The 18835-nt window shown below is 73.1% G+C and carries 17 protein-coding genes; 13 read left to right on the forward strand and 4 right to left on the reverse strand.

The window, feature by feature from the left end; all coding sequences use genetic code 11:
* Positions 1-58 precede the first annotated feature (58 nt).
* The 3 genes from AB0P06_RS13100 (at position 59) to dnaE (ending at position 5176) form a co-directional block, all read left to right on the forward strand.
* Positions 59-661 carry a dienelactone hydrolase family protein gene (locus AB0P06_RS13100; protein WP_363607325.1) on the forward strand — a complete coding sequence of 201 codons (603 nt, stop codon included), beginning with the start codon at positions 59-61 and terminating at the stop codon, positions 659-661.
* A gap of 19 nt (positions 662-680) precedes the next feature.
* Positions 681-1502, forward strand: a complete 822-nt coding sequence (locus AB0P06_RS13105; RefSeq protein ID WP_363607326.1) for a hypothetical protein — start codon at positions 681-683, stop codon at positions 1500-1502.
* A gap of 140 nt (positions 1503-1642) precedes the next feature.
* Positions 1643-5176, forward strand: a complete 3534-nt coding sequence (gene dnaE, locus AB0P06_RS13110; RefSeq protein ID WP_363607327.1) for a DNA polymerase III subunit alpha — start codon at positions 1643-1645, stop codon at positions 5174-5176.
* A 30-nt stretch (positions 5177-5206) separates the two neighbouring features.
* Here dnaE and AB0P06_RS13115 read toward each other — a convergent pair whose 3' ends face one another.
* Complete coding sequence (locus tag AB0P06_RS13115; RefSeq protein WP_363607328.1) at positions 5207-6094, reverse strand: LysR substrate-binding domain-containing protein; 888 nt, start codon at positions 6092-6094, stop codon at positions 5207-5209.
* Positions 6095-6166: 72 nt separating this feature from the next.
* Here AB0P06_RS13115 and AB0P06_RS13120 point away from each other — a divergent pair, with 72 nt between their 5' ends.
* The 6 genes from AB0P06_RS13120 (at position 6167) to AB0P06_RS13145 (ending at position 12590) form a co-directional block, all read left to right on the forward strand.
* A complete protein-coding gene (locus tag AB0P06_RS13120; RefSeq protein ID WP_363607386.1) occupies positions 6167-7075 on the forward strand; it encodes a dihydrodipicolinate synthase family protein in 909 nt (302 codons plus the stop codon).
* A gap of 110 nt (positions 7076-7185) precedes the next feature.
* Positions 7186-8214: an aspartate-semialdehyde dehydrogenase gene (locus AB0P06_RS13125; RefSeq protein WP_363607329.1), complete on the forward strand. Its 1029-nt coding sequence runs from the start codon at positions 7186-7188 to the stop codon at positions 8212-8214.
* 251 nt (positions 8215-8465) lie between these two features.
* Complete coding sequence (locus tag AB0P06_RS13130) at positions 8466-9683, forward strand: NYN domain-containing protein (RefSeq protein ID WP_363607330.1); 1218 nt, start codon at positions 8466-8468, stop codon at positions 9681-9683.
* An 85-nt stretch (positions 9684-9768) separates the two neighbouring features.
* Entirely contained in the window at positions 9769-10767 is a 999-nt protein-coding gene (locus tag AB0P06_RS13135) for an ABC transporter ATP-binding protein (RefSeq protein ID WP_363607331.1), read from the forward strand.
* 55 nt (positions 10768-10822) lie between these two features.
* Positions 10823-11635: an ABC transporter permease gene (locus tag AB0P06_RS13140; RefSeq protein WP_363607332.1), complete on the forward strand. Its 813-nt coding sequence runs from the start codon at positions 10823-10825 to the stop codon at positions 11633-11635.
* A gap of 64 nt (positions 11636-11699) precedes the next feature.
* Positions 11700-12590, forward strand: a complete 891-nt coding sequence (locus AB0P06_RS13145; protein ID WP_363607333.1) for a hypothetical protein — start codon at positions 11700-11702, stop codon at positions 12588-12590.
* Positions 12591-12617: 27 nt separating this feature from the next.
* Here the strand turns inward: AB0P06_RS13145 and ybaK are convergent, their stop codons facing one another.
* The 3 genes from ybaK to AB0P06_RS13160 form a co-directional block, all read right to left on the reverse strand.
* Positions 12618-13112, reverse strand: a complete 495-nt coding sequence (gene ybaK, locus AB0P06_RS13150) for a Cys-tRNA(Pro) deacylase (RefSeq protein WP_363607334.1) — start codon at positions 13110-13112, stop codon at positions 12618-12620.
* Positions 13113-13194: 82 nt separating this feature from the next.
* On the reverse strand, positions 13195-13923 hold the full coding sequence (locus AB0P06_RS13155) for an LON peptidase substrate-binding domain-containing protein (RefSeq protein ID WP_363607335.1): 729 nt from the start codon (positions 13921-13923) through the stop codon (positions 13195-13197).
* Positions 13924-13987: 64 nt separating this feature from the next.
* Positions 13988-15568 carry an oxidoreductase gene (locus tag AB0P06_RS13160; RefSeq protein ID WP_363607336.1) on the reverse strand — a complete coding sequence of 527 codons (1581 nt, stop codon included), beginning with the start codon at positions 15566-15568 and terminating at the stop codon, positions 13988-13990.
* Positions 15569-15659: 91 nt separating this feature from the next.
* Between AB0P06_RS13160 and hisD the strand changes: the two genes are divergently transcribed.
* The 4 genes from hisD to AB0P06_RS13180 are packed head-to-tail and all read left to right on the forward strand — an operon-like array spanning position 15660 to position 18811.
* Positions 15660-16967: a histidinol dehydrogenase gene (gene hisD / locus AB0P06_RS13165; RefSeq protein WP_363607337.1), complete on the forward strand. Its 1308-nt coding sequence runs from the start codon at positions 15660-15662 to the stop codon at positions 16965-16967.
* Entirely contained in the window at positions 16964-18061 is a 1098-nt protein-coding gene (locus AB0P06_RS13170) for a histidinol-phosphate transaminase (RefSeq protein WP_363607338.1), read from the forward strand. The genes hisD and AB0P06_RS13170 overlap by 4 nt, the downstream gene beginning before the upstream one ends.
* A gap of 7 nt (positions 18062-18068) precedes the next feature.
* Positions 18069-18662, forward strand: coding sequence for an imidazoleglycerol-phosphate dehydratase HisB (gene hisB / locus AB0P06_RS13175; protein WP_363607339.1), 594 nt, complete (start codon positions 18069-18071; stop codon positions 18660-18662).
* Positions 18659-18811: a hypothetical protein gene (locus AB0P06_RS13180; protein WP_363607340.1), complete on the forward strand. Its 153-nt coding sequence runs from the start codon at positions 18659-18661 to the stop codon at positions 18809-18811. The genes hisB and AB0P06_RS13180 overlap by 4 nt, the downstream gene beginning before the upstream one ends.
* Positions 18812-18835: the final 24 nt, after the last annotated feature.

Below are 18835 nucleotides of genomic sequence, written 5' to 3' on the forward strand. Positions count from 1 at the left end.
GCAGCGCGGGGTGCGGGATCATGGAGGTCCTGACCTGAAGCTCTAAGGAAGCCGAACCGTGGCCCAGATCGTCCTCTTCCACTCCGTCTACGGGCTGCGCTCCGCCGTCCACGCCGCCGCCGACCGGCTGCGCGCCGCCGGGCACACCGTGCACACCCCCGACCTCTTCGACGGCCGGACCTTCGACGACGTCGAGGCGGGCATGGCGTACAAGGAGGAGGTCGGCAGCGACGAGCTGCTGCGCCGGGCCGTCGGCGCCGCCGCCCCGCTGCTCACCCCGGTCAACGGCGAGGCCCCGGTCGCCGAGGGCCTGGTCTACGCGGGCTTCTCGCTCGGCGGCTCGCTCGCCCAGAACCTCGCCCTCGCCGACGAGCAGGCGTGCGGGCTGCTGCTTCTGCACGGCACCTCCGACCTGCGGGAGGACGCGGCCACCTCGATCCCGGTCCAGCTGCACGTGGCCGAGCCCGACCCGTTCGAGACCGAGGACTGGCTGAACGCCTGGTACCTGCGGATGCGCAAGGCCGGCGCGGACGTCGAGATCCACCGCTACCGGGGTGCCGGGCACCTCTTCACCGACCCCGACCTGGCCGACTACGACGCCGAGGCCGCCGAGCGGACCTGGGCCGTCGCGCTGGACTTCCTGGCCGAGCTGGACGGCTGAGGGCCGGGGCGGGGGAGTGGTGACAGGCGACAGGGCGCGGTGCGGACTCGACTACGCGCCGGCCGGGACGCTGCCCGGGCTGCTCCAGCGCGGCCGGGGGCTGGGCGCCCGGATGGCCGCGGAGGATCCGTCGGCCGCCGCCGGGCTGGTGTACGGCTGCGTCCGGTGGGACTGGCGGTGGGACGGCCAGGCGGACAGCCGGCACCTGTACCTGGCCCGGCTGATCCGGGACCTGGGACTGTCCCCGGAACCGGTGACCGCGCTGCTGACGGCGGACCGGGACACCTGCGAGCGGGCCACCCGGGTGCTGGAGCTGCTGGCGCTCGGCGGCTCGGCGCAGGCCCGGGAGGCACTGCGCGAGCACGTCCGGGAGGGCGGGCACGGCCTCGGTCCGCAAGCACCGCCACGGGGCGACCACCGGCCCGACCCTGGGCCCGACCTCGACCCCGGGGTGCCGGCGCTGGTGGCGGAGCTCGAACGGTGCTGGGTGGAGCGGCAGTGGTGCGGCCCGGACGGTACGGCGCTCGGGCTGGCGAGGTTCGGGGCCGGGGCGGGTGGGGCGGTGTCGCTGCTGCGCCGGTTCTGGCTCTGGACGCCGCACTCGTACGAGCGGACCGCGTACCTGGAGGCGCTGGCCGCGATCGGCCCGGCCGGGCTGGCCGACGCGTATGCGGAGTGTCTCTGGGACTGCGAGGAGAGCGCCCGGCTGCTGGGCGTGGAGCGGGCGCCGGACGGGCCGGTGGTGCGTGAGCGGCTGGCGTATCTGCGCGACGATCCGATGGAGGAGGCCGCGGTGCGGGCGGCCGCGCGGGTGCGGCTGGCGGTGTTTGCGGGGGGCTAGAGTAGGGGGGTGAACGTGTGAGGTCGGTCCGGGCGCTGGTGCAGGCTCGGGCCTCAGTTGTTTCAGCGTGGCGTGATCATCCGCTGTGACCTGCGCGTTCGCCGGCCAACCAGACAGCACGAGCCTCCGGAGGCCCCGCCGTGAGCGATCAGCCGTACGCGCATCTGCACGTCCACACCGAGTACTCGATGCTGGACGGTGCCGCCCGGCTGAAGCAGTTGTTCAAGGAAGTCGAACGGCTGGGGCAGACCCATGTCGCGATGACCGACCACGGCAACATGTACGGCGCCGCGGAGTTCCACAAGCAGGCCACGGCCGCCGGGATCACGCCGGTGATCGGCATCGAGGCGTACGTCGCGCCGGATTCGCGCTCCAACACCAAGCGCATCCTGTGGGGGCAGCCGCACCAGAAGCGGGACGACGTCTCGGCGTCCGGTGCCTACACCCACAAGACCATCTGGGCCCGCAACAAGCAGGGGCTGCACAACCTCTTCAAGCTGACCTCGCGCTCCTACGCCGAGGGCTGGCTGGTGAAGTGGCCCCGGATGGACAAGGAGATCATCTCCGAGCACGCGGCCGGCCTGATGGCCACCACCGGCTGTCCCTCCGGCGAGGTGCAGACCCGGCTGCGGCTCGGGCAGTTCGACGAGGCGCTGAAGTCGGCCGCCGACTACCAGGAGATCTTCGGCAAGGAGAACTACTTCCTGGAGCTGATGGACCACGGCCTGGACATCGAGAAGCGGGTCCGCGACGGGCTGATCGAGATCAGCAAGAAGCTGAACATCCCGCCGGTGGTCACCAACGACTCGCACTACACCACCGAGGGCGACGCCGGCGCCCACGACCTGCTGCTCTGCGTGCAGACCGGCAAGAACCTCTCGGACCCGGACCGCTTCCGCTTCGACGGCACCGGCTACTACATCAAGTCGGCCGCCGAGATGTACGCGCTGGACTCCTCGGACGCCTGGCAGGAGGGCTGCCGGAACAGCCAGTTGCTGGTCGCCTCCCGGGTCGACACCGCCGGCATGTTCGAGTTCAAGAACCTCATGCCGCGCTTCCCGATCCCGGAGGGCTTCGAGTCCGAGGCGGACTTCTTCAAGTCCCAGGTGTGGAAGGGCATGGACTGGCGCTTCCCGAACGGGTACGACGAGGAGCACAAGAAGCTCGCCGAGTACGAGATGGACACCATCATCCAGATGGGGTTCCCGGCGTACTTCCTCGTGGTCGCCGACTTCATCATGTGGGCCAAGGAGCAGGGCATCGCGGTGGGCCCCGGCCGTGGCTCGGCGGCCGGTTCGCTGGTCGCCTACGCGATGGGCATCACCGACCTCGACCCCATCCCGCACGGTCTGATCTTCGAGCGCTTCCTCAACCCCGAGCGCATCTCCATGCCCGATGTCGACATCGACTTCGACGAGCGCCGGCGCGGTGACGTGATCCGGTACGTGACGGAGAAGTGGGGCTCCGACAAGGTCGCCATGATCGTCACGTACGGCACCATCAAGGCGAAGGCCGCCATCAAGGACTCCTCGCGGGTCCTCGGCTACCCGTACGCGATGGGCGACCGGATCACCAAGGCGATGCCGCCGGACGTCATGGGCAAGGGCATCCCGCTGTCGGGCATCACCGACTCCTCGCACCCGCGGTACAGCGAGGCCGGCGAGATCCGCGGGCTGTACGAGACCGACCCGGACGTCCGCAAGGTGATCGACACCGCGCGCGGTATCGAGGGCCTGATCCGCCAGCCCGGTGTGCACGCGGCCGGTGTCATCATGTCCGCCGAGCCGCTGACCGACCACATCCCGGTCTGGACCCGGCACACCGACGGCGTCACCATCACGCAGTTCGACTACCCCACCTGTGAGGGCCTCGGCCTTCTCAAGATGGACTTCCTCGGCCTGCGCAACCTGACGATCATGGACGACGCCGTCAAGGCGATCGAGAAGAACAAGGGCATCAAGATCAACCTGCTTGATCTGCCCCTCGACGACAAGCCGACGTACGAACTGCTCGCCCGCGGTGACACGCTCGGCGTCTTCCAGCTCGACGGCGGGCCGATGCGTTCGCTGCTGCGCCTGATGAAGCCCGACAACTTCGAGGACATCTCCGCCGTTCTCGCGCTGTACCGACCGGGCCCGATGGGCGTCAACTCGCACACCAACTACGCGCTGCGCAAGAACGGCCAGCAGGAGATCACCCCGATCCACCCGGAGCTGGAGAAGCCCCTGGAGGAGATCCTCAAGCCGACCTACGGCCTGATCGTCTACCAGGAGCAGGTGCAGAAGGCCGCGCAGATCCTGGCCGGCTACTCGCTCGGCCAGGCCGACCTGCTGCGCCGCGCGATGGGCAAGAAGAAGAAGGAGATCCTGGAGGCGGAGTTCGTCCCGTTCCAGAGGGGCTGCCGCGAGCACGGCTACTCCGACGCGGCGATCCAGGCGGTCTGGGACGTGCTCGTCCCCTTCTCCGGCTACGCGTTCAACAAAGCGCACACCGCCGGGTACGGGCTGGTCTCGTACTGGACGGCGTACCTCAAGGCCAACTACCCGGCCGAGTACATGTCCGGCCTGCTCACGTCCGTCAAGGACGACAAGGACAAGTCGGCGGTGTACCTCAACGAGTGCCGCAAGATGGGCATCCAGGTGCTCCCGCCGGACGTCAACGAGTCGGACTCGGACTTCACCCCGCACGGTGACGAGCTGGTGCGGTTCGGTCTGACGGCCATCCGCAACGTCGGCGGGCCGGTGGTGGACTCGATGATCCGCACCCGGAAGACCAAGGGGAAGTTCAGCTCCTTCCCCGACTTCCTGGACAAGGTCGAGTCGGTGGTCTGCAACAAGCGGACCGTCGAATCCCTCATCAAGGCGGGCGCGTTCGACTCGCTCGGGCACACCCGCAAGGGCCTGACCGCGCAGTTCGAGCCGATGATCGACAACGTCGTCGGGGTCAAGCGCAAGGAGGCCGAGGGGCAGTTCGACCTCTTCGGCGGCGACACGGTGAGCGACGAGCCGAGCTTCGGGCTGGACGTGGTCTTCTCCGAGGAGGAGTGGGAGAAGTCCTTCCTGCTCACCCAGGAGCGGGAGATGCTCGGCCTGTACGTCTCCTCGCACCCGCTGCACGGCATCGAGCACGTGCTCGCCGACAAGGCGGACTGCGCGGTGGCCGACCTCGCCGATCGGCCGGACGGCACCATCATCACCATCGGCGGCATCATCTCGGGCCTCCAGCGGAAGATGACCAAGCAGGGCAACGCGTGGGCGATCGCCACCGTGGAGGACCTGGCCGGCTCCATCGACTGCATGTTCTTCCCCGCCAGCTACCAGCTGGTCTCCTCCCAACTCGTCGAGGACACCGTGGTGTTCGTCCGCGGCAAGCTCGACAAGCGGGAGGACGTGCCACGGCTGATGGGGATGGAGCTGTCCGTCCCGGACCTCTCCAACGCGCACGCCGAGGCGCCGATCATCATCAACATCCCCAGCGTGAGGATCACCCCGCCGCTGGTCGCCCGGCTCGGCGAGGTGCTGACCCACCACAAGGGCACCACCGAGGTCCGGCTGCGGCTGGAGGGTCACCGGCGCACCACCGTGCTGCGGCTCGACCGGCACCGGGTGAAGTCCGACCCGGCGCTGTTCGGGGACCTCAAGCAGCTGCTCGGGCCGAGCTGCCTGGCCAGCTGAACCAGGCCGCGGCGGCGGGTCGTCGAGGACTCACGACCCGCCGCCGAGGCCCGGCGGGACGGCCGTGTGCAGGGCCGAGACGAAGGCCGAGATCGCCGGGTGCGAGCCCGCGCCCGCGCGGAAGGCGGCCCGGGTGCGCCGGTACATCGGCAGCCGGGTGAGCACCACGCCCGGCGGTGGCTGCGCGGCGCCCAGCTGCGGCACCAGCGCCACCCCCTGACCGGCCGCCACCAGGGCCAGCACGGTGGTGAAGTCGTCGATCTGATGCCGGATCCTGGGCGTGAAGCCGGCGCCCTCGCAGGCCCGGACGGCCATGCCGTGGCAGAGCGTGCCCGGCGGCGCCATGATCCACGGGGCGGCACGCTGCTCGGCGACCGTGCCCGCCGCGCGGGCCGCCAGGTACATCGGCTCGGTGAACACCGGCCGGGTGAGCGCCAGGCCCGGCTCCGGTTCGGCCGGCACCAGGTCGTACTCGTGCACCAGCGCCACGTCCAGCTCGCCCGCGCGCAGCGCCGCCGCCACGCCCGCCGGGTCCACCTCCGTCACCATCGGCTCCAGGCCGGGGTGCCAGGCCGCCAGCTCGGCCAGCACCGCCGGGATGATCGCGCGGGCCGCCGAGGGGTAGGTGCCGATCCGCAGCGGACCGGCCAGCCCCTGCCTGGCGTGGGCGAGTTCGGCGCCGGCCTGTTCCAGCCGGGCCAGCACCGCCTCGGCGTGCCGGACCAGGTTCCACCCGGCGGGCGTCAGGGCGACCCGCCGCCCGGTGCGCTCCAGCAGCGGGACACCGGCCTCCTTCTCCAGCACGGACAACTGCTGGGAGACCGCCGAAGGGCTGAACGACAGCGCCTCGGCGACGGCGGCGATGGTGCCGAGATGGGCCAGTTCGCGCAGCAGACGCAGGCGTCGTACATCGAGCATCGGATCAGCTTACGAGAAGCCTCGGAAATCTGAACTGGACCTGGGGGATCGATGGATCGCAGGATCGTGACCATGGAACTCAAGGGCATCCACGTCCCGCTGGTCACCCCGTTCGCCGAGGACGGTTCGGTGGCCCTGGACGCACTCGACCGCCTCGCCCGCTCGGTGCTCGACGACGGCGCGGCCGGCCTGGTCGCGCTCGGCACCACCGGCGAGCCCGCCGCGCTGAGCGCGCCGGAGCGGCAGGCGGTGGTCGAGGTCTGCGCGGCGGCCTGCGCCGAGCGCGGCGGGCAGCTGGTGGTCGGCGCCCACGGCGGCGACACCCGGAGCGTCGGGGAGGCACTGGCCGTCCTCGGCAAGCAGGTGCCGCAGGCCGCGGCGGCGCTGGTCACCGTCCCCGCCTTCCTGCGGCCCGGCGAGGCCGGGACGGTCGAGCACTTCCGCCGGCTCGCCGAGGTGAGCCCGCTGCCGCTGGTCGTCTACCACATCCCCTACCGCACCGGGCAGGCGCTCTCCGCCGCCGCGCTGCTCCGGCTCGCCGCCGTACCGGGCGTGGTGGGCGTCAAGTACGCGACCGGCGGGCTCGACCAGGACGCCGTGGAGCTGCTCGCCGCCGCACCGGCCGGCTTCGCGGTGCTGACCGGGGAGGACGCCTTCCTCTCGCCGATGCTGGCGCTCGGCGCGGCCGGCGGCATCCTGGCCTCCGCCCAGCTGGCCACCGCCCGGTTCGCCGAACTGGCCGCCGCCTGGGAGGACGGGGACGTGCCGCGGGCCCGGGCGCTGGGCCACCGGCTCGCCGCGCTGGCGGGTGCCGTCTTCGCCGCGCCCAACCCGGCCGTGGTCAAGGGGGTGCTGCACGCCCAGGGGCGGATCCCCACCCCGGACGTGCGGCTGCCGCTGCTGCCGGCCGGCGCGGCGGAGGTCGCGGCGGCGCTGGACCTCGTTACTGGTCCGGAGTTCGCCAGTGGTCTGGACCACTAGGGCTGGTCCGCCCTCTCACACCGTGGAATGACAGGTCGCCCCACCCCCGTGACAAGGCATGATGGGCAGAGTGCGGCTGTGAACAGCGACATCAAAGAGGAGTAGTCGGAATGAAGATCGGCATTGTCGGTGCCACCGGCCAGGTCGGCGGCGTCGTCCGCGAGATCCTTGCGGAGCGCAACTTCCCGGTGGAGCAGCTGCGGCTGTTCGCCTCGGCCCGTTCGGCCGGGCGCACCCTGCCCTGGCAGGGCACCGAGGTCACCGTCGAGGACGCGGCCACGGCCGACTACACCGGCCTGGACATCGTGATCTTCTCGGCCGGGGGCTCCACCTCCAAGGCCCTCGCCCCCAAGGCCGCCGCGGCCGGTGCGGTCGTGATCGACAACTCCTCCGCCTGGCGCCGCGACCCCGAGGTCCCGCTGGTCGTCTCCGAGGTCAACCCCGAGGCGATCGCCGACCGCCCCAAGGGCATCATCGCCAACCCGAACTGCACCACCATGGCCGCGATGCCGGTGCTGCGCCCGCTGCACGAGGAGGCCGGCCTCGCCGCCCTGGTCGTCTCCACCTACCAGGCCGTCTCCGGCAGCGGCGTGGCCGGTGTGGCCGAGCTCCAGGAGCAGGCCGCCAAGGTCGTGGACGGCGCCGCCGCGCTGGCCCACGACGGCTCGGCCGTCGAGTTCCCCGCGCCCAAGGTGTACGCCCGGCCGATCGCCTTCAACGTGCTGCCGCTGGCCGGCTCCGTCGTCGACGACGGCTCCAACGAGACCGACGAGGAGCAGAAGCTCCGCAACGAGAGCCGCAAGATCCTCGGCATCCCGGAGCTCAAGGTCGCCGGCACCTGCGTGCGCGTCCCGGTCTTCTCCGGCCACTCGCTGCAGATCAACGCCCGCTTCGAGCGCCCGATCAGCGTCGAGCGCGCGGTCGAGCTGCTGGCCGCCGCCCCCGGCGTCGAGCTGAGCGACATCCCCACCCCGCTCCAGGCCGCCGGCCAGGACCCGAGCTACGTCGGCCGCATCCGGGTGGACGAGACGGTGGAGCACGGGCTGTCGCTGTTCGTCTCCAACGACAACCTGCGCAAGGGCGCCGCGCTCAACGCCGTCCAGCTGGCCGAGCTGGTCGCCGCCGAGCTGCGGGGCTGACGCCCCCGTAACCCCTGGCGGGCCCCGTCGTTGGACGGGGCCCGCTTTGCGTTTCGTTGGGACGCCTGTTGCGGGACCGCGACATCCGCCGAGGTTCGGCGCGCGAACCAGGGGTAAAGGTGACCCAACGATCGGGCGGCTGCGGGCCCCCCTCACCCCCGCCGCCGCCGCGGCGCCGGGCCGGTCGTGCCCACCCCGTACCGCCGACCCCCCGGCGGCCTGACCCGAGGGCGAGCGAAAAGAGGTGCGCGATGGATCGCTGTGTCGTCCTGGTGGATGCCGGATACCTGCTGGGCGCCGCCGCCAGCCTCCTCGCCGGGGACGCGTCCCGCTCCCGGGTGACGGTCGACCACACCGCGCTGATCACCGCACTTCGTGAGCGGGCCGAGGCCGAGACCGGCCTGCCGCTGCTGCGGATCTACTGGTTCGACGCCGCCCCCGACCGCCGCCCGATGCCCGAGCACCGCCGGCTCAGGGTGCTGCCCAGGGTGACCGTCCGGCTCGGCGCCCTCACCCGCGCCGAGGGCCGCTGGGTGCAGAAGGGCGTGGACGCCGCCATGCACGCCGAACTCTCCGAACTCGCCCGCAACCGGGCCTGCGCCGACGTCGTGCTGATCACCGGCGACGGCGACCTGCTGCCGGGCATGATGTCCGCCAAGGAGCACGGCGTGGTCGTCCACCTGTGGGCGCTCCAGGCCGCCGACGGGGACTTCAACCAGTCCGAGGACCTGGTCGGCGAGGCCGACGAACGCCGGGTGCTGGACCGCGAGTGGATCGAGGGCTCGTTCAGCCCGCGCGAGAGCGCGGCCGTCTTCCCCGCCCCGGGGCCGCGCCACGAGATCGCCAAGATCCTCGCCGCCCCGCCCGCGGCCGCCCCGGTGCCCGGTGTACGGCCCGCCGCCCTGCCCGAGCCCGCCGTCGCGGCCGTCCCCGCAGCGAACGGGCACGCGCAGCCGGCCGCCACCGCCCTCAAGGTCGTCCCGACCCCCAAGGACCTCGCCGGGCGGGCGGCCCCCGCCCAGACCGCGACCCTGGCGAGCCAGACCGGCCCGGTGCTGCGCTGGTCCTCCGACCGGGGCTGGGTCGAGCGGCCCACCGCCGAACCCGCCGTCACCGCGGGCGACGGCCTGCCCACCCTCGCCCAGCTCACCACCTCCGAACAGCGCTGGGCCGACCGCGAGGAGGACATCACCTCCGTCGGCGGCGACGCCCACGAGGTCGGCCAGGTCTTCGCCCGCCGCTGGACCGAGCGGCTCGGCGACGTCGAACGGCTCACCGTGCTCTGGCCCGACTATCCGCGCATCCCGCACCGGGTGGACGGCGAACTGCTGCGCTACGCCGCCCGTTTCGGCCTGCTCGCGCACAAGGACGACCAGATCGACGAGCACGACCGGTACGCGATCCGGGCCGGCTTCTGGAAGGAACTGGCCGCCCGCGTCCCCGGCGGCGACCTGGTCGCGGACGACTAGGGACGGCTAGGGACGGCCGCCCCGCCTCCCGGTGATCAGGACCCGTCGTCGGGTTCGGGCGCTCCACCGCGTAGAGTCTTCGCTCGTGAGTGAGACGGCCAGGCGGGCACCCCGGGAGACCTCGCCGTGCTGTGCCGTACGGGACCTGGTCAAGACGTACCGCGCCGGGCGCGGCGGCGCCGCCACCGAGGTCCGGGCCAATGACGGCGTCGGCCTGACCGTCCGGCGGGGCGAGATCTTCGGGCTGCTGGGGCCCAACGGGGCCGGCAAGTCCACCCTGGTCCGCCAGCTCACCGGGCTGCTGCGCCCGGACTCGGGCTCGATCGAACTCCTCGGTCACGACGTGGTCCGCCACCCCGAGCGGGCCGCCCGGCTGCTCGGCTACCTGGGTCAGGAGTCCACCGCGCTGGACGAGCTGACCGTCGCGCTCGCCGCCGAGACCACCGGCCGGCTGCGCGGGCTCAGCCGGGCGCACGCCCGCGCCGAGACCGCCGAGGTGCTCACCGAGCTCGCCCTCGAACCGCTCGCCCACCGGCCGCTGGCCAAGCTGTCCGGCGGGCAGCGCCGGCTCGCCTGCTTCGCCGCCACGCTGGTGGGGGAGCGGCCGCTGCTCGTGCTGGACGAGCCGACCACCGGCATGGACCCGGTCGCCCGCCGCTCCGTCTGGAGCGCCGTCGACCGGCGCCGGGCCGAGCGCGGCACGACGGTGCTGCTGGTCACCCACAACGTGATCGAGGCGGAGACCGTCCTGGACCGGGTCGCGGTGATGGACGAGGGCCGGGTCATCGCCTGCGACACCCCGGGCGGGCTCAAGGCACTCGTCGACGGCGACGTCCGGCTGGACCTGGTCTGGCGGACGGAGGCCCCGCTGGACGTGCCCGCCGTCGCGGCCCTCGCCGAGCGGGCCGAGCGCACCGGCCGCCGCTGGACCGTGCGCACCAGCCCCGAGCAGGCCCGCGAACTGGTCGCGGCCGTCACCACCGGCCCCGCCTTCGCCGCCCTGGACGACTTCACCCTGGCCACCCCGAGCCTTGAGGACGCCTACCTCAAGCTGGGCGGCCGCCACGGAGGACTGGCCAAGTGATGCTGCGAGAGAGCCGCCGGTGCGCCACCGGCGGCGTGTGGGGAGATGGCCGCCGATGACGCTGCTCTCGGTGCCGCCGCAGGCCGCCGCCGTCGCCGACGGCGGGCCCGCCCCGCTGGCGCCCGCCGCCCGGCTGCTGCCCGCGCTGGCCGCCGTCTACCGGGCGCAGCTGGCCCGGGCCAAGGTGGCGCGGATCCCGCTGCTGTTCGTGGCCACCTTCCAGTCGCTCGGCATCCTGGTGATGATGCGCGGCGTCGTGGACCCGGGGCAGACCTCGGCCGCGCGCTCGGTGGTGGCCGGTTCCAGCGTGCTGGTGGTGGCGTTCGTCGCGCTCAACCTGCTCGCCCAGTACTTCGGCCGGCTGCGGGCCACCGGCGGCCTCGACCACTACGCGACGCTGCCCGTCCCGGCCGCCTCGGTGGTGCTCGGGGCGGCCGCCGCGTACGCCTCGTTCACGCTGCCCGGCACGCTGGTGACGGCCGCCGCCGGGGCCTGGATGTTCGGGCTCCCGGTGACCCACCTGTGGGTGCTGCTCGCCGTGGTGCCGCTCTCCGGCGCGGCGCTGTCCGGGCTCGGCGCGGCCTGCGGGCTGCTCGCGCCCCGGCAGGAGATCGCCACCATGCTGGGCCAGCTCGGCATGTCGGCGGCGCTGCTGCTGGGCGTGCTCCCGGTGGACCACCTGCCGCAGCCGGTGCTCTGGCTGCGCGACCTGCTCCCGTCCACGTACGGCGTCGAGGCGTTCGCCCGTACGTTCACGGCCGATCCGGACTGGGCGCTGGTCGCGGGCGACCTGGCGGTCTGCGCCGGCGTGGGCGTGGTGTCGCTGGCCGTCGCCACCTGGGCGTACCGGCGGGCCACCACCCGGTAGCGGAACGATCCTGCGGTACGGGTGCCGGGGCCGTTCGGGCGGCGATCGTGAAACGATGGGCCCCGTGACCGTACCGAACACACCTCCGGATCCCTCGCGGGCCGCCGCGGACGCGACCGCCGGAACCGCCGCGGACGCACCCGTCGACCGGGCCCCGGCCGCCGCGGCGAACCCGTACGGGGCGCCGCCCGCGTACGGGCCGCCGCCGGGCCTGGAGTTCGCGCCCGTCCGCAAGGCCGACCCGCGGGCGTCGCTGCGGCGGCTGCTGCCCGAGCTCCAGGTCGGGGCGATCATGGTGCTGGTCTGTCTGCTGCTGGGCCTGGCGATGGCCGGGCTCTGGGTCTGGCTGGCGCCGAAGGTGCCGCTGGTGGTGGACGGCAACCGGATCCTCTACGGCGACCCGGAGGGCGAGCAGCGGGCCGGGGCCGACAGCGTCTTCGTGCTGATCGGGCTGGGCCTGGGCATCCTGACCGCGCTCGGGGCGTTCCTGGTGACCCGGCGGCGCGGCGGCGGCATCGCGGTCGCGGTCGGGCTGACGGTCGGCGGCCTGCTGGCCTCGCTGGGCGCCTGGGGGCTGGGCCGCTGGCTCGGCCCCAGCCGCGACCTGGTCGCGCAGGCCCGGAAGGTCGGCGACGGCGGGCACTTCAGCGCCGACCTGGACCTCGGGGCGTACGGTGCCGTGCTGGTCTGGCCGATGGCCGCGATGGTGGTGCTGCTGGCCCTGTCGGCCGCGTTCGGCAAGCGCGAGGAGGACCCGCCGCCGTACTGGGCCGGGCCGTACGGACTGCCCGCGGCCACGGACGGGGCACCCGGAGCGGGTGGCCCGCCCGCGGTGGCCGGCGGTGCGCCGGTGGACCAGCCGCACCCGGTGGACCGGCCCGGCGGCGTGGAGCAGCCCCTCCACGGGGCGCAGGCGCACCCCGTGGAGCAGCCGTTCGACGGGCGGAAGCCCTGAGGCAGCCCTGAGCAGCCCTGAGCTGCCCTAGCGGCCGATCGGGGCGGTCCGGGCGCCGGTGAGGGTGATCAGGTCGGCGGGGGCGAGTTCGACCTCCAGGCCGCGCCGGCCGGCCGAGACGTACACCGTGGGGTGGGCCAGGGCGCTGTCGTCCACGACGGTGCGCAGCGGGCGGCGCTGGCCGAGCGGCGAGATGCCGCCCAGGACGTAGCCGCTGCTGCGCTCGGCGGCGGCCGGGTCGGCCATCGCGGCCCGCTTGCCGCCGACGGCGGCGGCGAGGGCCTTGAGGTCCAGCTGGCCGGCCACCGGGACGACGCCCACCGTGAGGACGCCGTTCACGTCGGCGACCAGGGTCTTGAACACCCGGTCGGCCGGGACGCCCAGCACCTCGGCGGCCTCGCCGCCGTAGGAGGCGGCGGCCGGGTCGTGCTCGTACGCGTGCACGGTGAACGCCACGGCGGCGTTCTCCAGGGCCACGGTGGCGGGCGTGCCCTGGCCGCCCTTCTTCGGCTTCTTGGCCATACCGGTTCTCCAGGGGTGGGCGGGCCGCGACGGGCCCGCCGGGTCGGTCGGGTGCTCGGGTCGGGTTGGTCGTTCGGGCCGGTCAGTTGGGGCTGAAGGACTGGCGGGTGAGATCCACCGCCGGCAGCGACGGGAGCCAGCTGAGCACCGCCGTCTCGCGGCGCAGCAGCTCCAGTTCGGAGCGCAGCCGCTGCGCGGTGTCCGGGCAGGCCAGCAGCTGCTGCTTGACCGGGGTCTCGAACACGGTGGCCGCGGCCACCAGGTAGGAGAGCACCTGCGGGTCGGCCGGCAGCTCCTGCCGGCCGACGGTGCTGGCCTCGTTGGCCCCGGCGAGCCGCTTCTGGTACGTCCGGAAGGCCCGCTCGACGCCCGCGGCCAGGGCCCCCGCCCCCTCGCCGGACTGCTCCTCGACCGTTTCGGTCTCGCCCGTCAGGTAGGGGCCGCCGGTGTCCACCGAGCGCAGCCGGAACCGGGTGGTGCCGGTGACCAGCAGCTCGTACTGCCCGTCCGGCTGCTCCTGCGCCGAGGCGAGGTCGGCCACGCAGCCGATGTGGTACAGCGCCTCCAGCGGGTCGCCGGTGGCGGTGCCCAGGCCGTCCAGCGGCCCGGCCGGGCCGTCGTCGGCGCGGACCGGCGCGACCTCACGGCCGTCCTTGATGGCGAGCACGCCGAACCGGCGCGGCTGGTCCTCGGGGAGGGCGAGCAGGTCGGCGACCAGACGGCGGTAGCGCTCCTCGAAGACGTTGAGGGGCATCACCAGGCCCGGGTAGAGCACGGTGTTCAGCGGGAAGAGCGGCAGCCGTTCTGTCACGGCGGACAGCGTAGTTCCCCGGAGCGGGCGAGTGCTCCCGGGTTCTCCACCGGCGCATCCGGGGTCATCCGCGCTGGAGCATCCGGGTGGCGCCGGCGGCGACCGTGGTGGCGAGCACCCAGCCGACGATCACCAGACCGGAGGAGACCCACTGGGCGGTGCCGCCGGGGTTCCAGCCCTGCTGGCCGAGGTCGACGACCGGGAGCAGCTGGCCGAGCGCGTAGAGGACCGGGTTCCAGTGCGGGCGCTCGTCGGCCTTCAGCGGTTCGAGCCGGTGGGTGGCGAAGTAGAGGCTGCCCAGCGCCCAGGCGAGCAGCAGCCAGAGCGCGGCCCGCCCGGGGCGGAAGCCGTAGCCGACGGTGACGTCCTGGATCCGGCCCCAGACCCGGGCGGGCAGCGGCAGGCTCTGCCGGCGGCGGCGCTGCTTGGCGTAGAGCACCTCGCGGGCGTCGTCGTCGGCGCCGTCCCGGCGCAGGGCGGTGGCCAGCTGCTCGTACGACTCGGGCTGGAACTCCACCGAGGAGCCCTCCAGCCAGGCGATCCGCTGCTGGACGGTGAACGGGACGGCCGGGCGCAGGCACTCGTAGGTGAAGCCGGTCAGACCGAGGCTGCGGCCGTGCGGCCAGGAGCCGGGGGCGTCGACCAGGTTGCCGATCCGGGCGCGGGAGAGCGAGACGGCGCCCTCGTTCGGGAAGCGGCAGGTGAAGCGCAGTTCGGGGGTCTGGATGCGGCGCAGTGTGACCTCGTCGTCCGGGCCGAGGTGGAACTCGGCGTCGGAGAGCAGACAGGCGTTCTCGAACCGGCCGTCGGAGAGCCGGACCTGGCCGAAGGCGCGGAACGGGGTGCTGGGCGAGCCGGGTGGCGGGAGTTCGCCGTAGCCGGAGCCGTAGTAGGACTGCGAGCCGTACCAGCCGCCGTCCGCCGAGCCGCTGAGGTACAGGGTGTGGCCGACGGTTATTCGGACCGCGTTGAGGGCGTTGCGGTTCTCCGGGACGGCGTGCAGCTGGGCGCCGCGCAGGGAGAGCCGGCCGCCGATCCGCGCGGTGCGCAGGCTGATCTCGCCGCGGGACTCCAGCCGGTCGGCCTCGAAGTCCTGGTGGACCGCCATGCCGTCGGCGGACAGCGCCCGGCCGAACCGGTCACCGCCCAGGACGGCCTGGTTGAGCAGCAGGTCGGTGCCGATCCGGGCGTCGGTGAGCCGCAGGCCCTGCGGGAGCCGGCAGCGGGCGAGGTGCAGATCGCCCGAGGTGACGAGGCGGGAGGCCTCCAGCCGCGGGATCAGGCACCGGACCAGGCGCAGGGTGGCGGCGTCGGCCTCGGAGATCAGCACCTTCCGCTCGAAGCGGCAGTCGCGCAGTTCGACGTACTGCCGGATGGTGCCGCCGGCCAGGTTCAGCGGGCCGGTGATCCGGACGCCGGTGAGCCGGAGCGAGGCGACCCGGCCCGGGGCGGGGGCGGGACCGTCCAGCAGCAGGTGGGCCAGGACCTCGGCGCGTACGCTGCGTCCGGGCCCCCAGACGGCGGTGCCGAAGGGGGCGTCCAGCTCGGCGTCGCCGGTGCTCAGGTCGTACACCTCGCCCTGCCGGAACGCCTCCCAGAGGCCCTGTTCGACCGGACTCCAGCCGTCCGGTGCCGGTTCTGCCATGGTCCCCCCGCTTCCCCCGGTCGTCTCGCCTTTCGTATCACGGACTGAAATGCGGGGCCGGTGGTTCCGGCCACTCCTTACACTGGGTGGCGTGATCTCTCGAATCGACCTGCGCGGCTCGCTCGACGACCCGCGTGACCTGCTGCCCCGTGCCGAGTTCGACGTGGCGGCCGCCCTGGAGAAGGTGCGGCCGATCGCCGAGGACGTGAGCCATCGTGGGGTCGCGGCGCTGATCGAGATCACCGAGCGGTTCGACGGTGTGCGGCTGGAGTCCACCCGGGTGCCGGCCGAGCAGATCGCCGAGGCCCTGGAGACGCTGGACCCGAAGGTGCGCGCCGCGCTGGAGGAGTCGATCCGCCGCGCCCGCCTGGTCCACGCCGACCAGCGCCGCGCCGGGCACACCACCCAGGTCGTGCCGGGCGGTACCGTCACCCAGCGCTGGGTGCCGGTGGACCGGGTCGGCCTGTACGTGCCGGGCGGCCTCGCCGTCTACCCGTCGTCCGTGGTGATGAACGTGGTGCCCGCGCAGGAGGCCGGCGTCACCGGCATCGCGGTGACCTCGCCGCCGCAGAAGGCGTTCGGCGGCCGGGTGCACCCGACCATCCTGGCGGCCTGCGCGCTGCTGGGCGTCACCGAGGTGTACGCGGTCGGCGGGGCCCAGGCGGTCGCCATGTTCGCCCTCGGCACCGAGGAGTGCGAGCGGGTCAACCTGGTCACCGGCCCGGGCAACATCTACGTGGCCGCCGCCAAGCGCTACTTCGCCGGCCGGATCGGCATCGACTCGGAGGCCGGGCCGACCGAGATCGCCGTCCTCGCGGACGACAGCGCCGACCCGGCGGAGGTCGCCGCCGACCTGATCAGCCAGGCCGAGCACGGCCCGACCTCGGGCTCGGTGCTGGTCACCGACTCGCCCGCGCTGGCCGAGGCCGTCGAGGCCGAGCTGAAGACGCAGGTCGCCCGGACCAGGCACAGCGAGCGGGTGGCCGAGGCGCTGGGCGGCCGGCAGTCCGGCATCATCCTGGTCGACGACCTCGACCAGGGCCTCGCGGTGGTCAACGCCTACGCCGCCGAACACCTGGAGATCCAGACCCGCGACGCCCACGCGGTCGCCGCCCGGGTCCGCAACGCCGGCGCGATCTTCATCGGCCGGTACACCCCGGTCTCGCTCGGCGACTACGCGGCCGGCTCCAACCACGTGCTGCCGACCGGCGGTTGCGCCTGCCACTCCTCGGGGCTGTCCGTGCAGACCTTCCTGCGCGGCGTCCAGGTCGTCGAGTACGACCGCGAGGCCCTGGCCGGCATCGCCGCGCACGTGGTCAACCTCTCCGAGGCCGAGGACCTGCCGGGTCACGGCGACGCGATCAAGGCCCGCTTCGAGTGGACGGTTCCCGGTTCATGAGGATTGACGATCTCCCCATCCGTGACGAGCTGCGCGGGCAGTCCCCGTACGGTGCGCCGCAGCTCGACGTGCCCGTCCAGCTGAACACCAACGAGAACCCGTACCCGCTGCCCGAGGAGCTGGTGGCCCGGATCGCCGAGCGCGTCGCCGAGGCCGCCCGCCACCTCAACCGCTACCCCGACCGGGACGCGGTCGAGCTGCGCGAGGGCCTGGCCGGCTACCTGACCCGGACCACCGGGTTCGCCCGCACCCGCGAGCAGGTCTGGGCGGCCAACGGCTCCAACGAGGTGCTGCAGCAGCTGCTCCAGACCTTCGGCGGGCCCGGCCGCAGCGCGCTCGGCTTCGAGCCCTCCTACTCGATGCACGCCCTGATCTCCCGGGGCACCGGCACCGAGTGGATCTCCGGCCCGCGCAACGAGGACTTCACCATCGACCTGGCGGCCGCCGAGAAGGCCATCGCCGAGCACCGGCCGAACGTGGTCTTCATCTGCTCGCCGAACAACCCGACCGGCACCGCCGTCGCCGCCGACGCCGTGCTGCGGCTGTACGAGGCCGCGCAGGCCGCCGGGCCCAGCCTGGTGGTCGTGGACGAGGCGTACGTCGAGTTCTCGCACCGCGCCTCGCTGCTGCCGCTGCTGGAGGGCCGCCCCAACCTGGTGGTCAGCCGCACCATGTCCAAGGCCTTCGGCGCGGCCGGGCTGCGCCTGGGCTACCTGGCGGCCGACGCCGCCGTGGTGGACGCCGTGCAGCTGGTCCGGCTGCCGTACCACCTGTCGGCCGTCACCCAGGCCACCGCGCTGGCCTGCCTGGAGCACACCGACACCCTGCTCGGGTACGTCGGCCGGCTCAAGGACGAACGCGACCGGCTGGTGGACGCGCTGCGCGGCCTCGGGCTGGACGTCACCGACTCGGACGCCAACTTCGTCCAGTTCGGCCGCTTCGCCGACACCCACGCCGTCTGGCAGGCCATCCTCGACCAGGGCGTCCTGGTCCGGGACAACGGCGTCCCCGGGTGGCTGCGGGTGACCGCCGGCACCCCCGCCGAGAACGACGCCTTCCTGGACGCCGTCCGCACCGTGATCAAGGAGCTGTAGATCCGCCATGTCCCGTATCGGACGCGTTGAGCGCACCACCAAGGAGACCTCGGTCCTCGTCGAGATCGATCTCGACGGCACCGGCAAGACCGACATCTCCACGGGCGTCGGGTTCTACGACCACATGCTCGACCAGCTCGGCCGCCACGGCCTCTTCGACCTCACCGTGAAGACCGACGGCGACCTGCACATCGACACCCACCACACCATCGAGGACACCGCCCTCGCCCTGGGCGCCGCCTTCAAGCAGGCGCTCGGCGACAAGGTCGGCATCTACCGCTTCGGCAACTGCACCGTCCCGCTGGACGAGTCGCTCGCCCAGGTCACCGTGGACCTCTCCGGCCGCCCCTACCTGGTGCACACCGAGCCGGAGCGGATCGCGCCGATGATCGGCAGCTACGACACCACGATGACCCGGCACATCCTGGAGTCCTTCGTGGCCCAGGCGCAGATCGCCCTGCACGTCCACGTGCCGTACGGGCGCAACGCGCACCACATCGTGGAGTGCCAGTTCAAGGCGCTGGCCCGGGCCCTGCGCTACGCCGCCGAGCGTGACCCGCGCGCGGCCGGCATCCTCCCGTCGACCAAGGGTGCGCTGTGAGCAAGGCCGCGATCGTCCTCATCTTCGTCGGGCTCTTCCTGGCCGGCGGCGTGATCTCGTTCTGGAAGCAGAAGATCCCGAAGGGCGTCATCGCGGTGCTCGCCATAGGCTCGGTGCTCTGCCTGGCCTCCGGCGTCATGCGCATCTGAACCCGTCGAGAGACCCCACAGACA

The sequence above is a fragment of the Kitasatospora sp. NPDC088351 genome (assembly GCF_040685575.1).
Taxonomy (GTDB): domain Bacteria; phylum Actinomycetota; class Actinomycetes; order Streptomycetales; family Streptomycetaceae; genus Kitasatospora.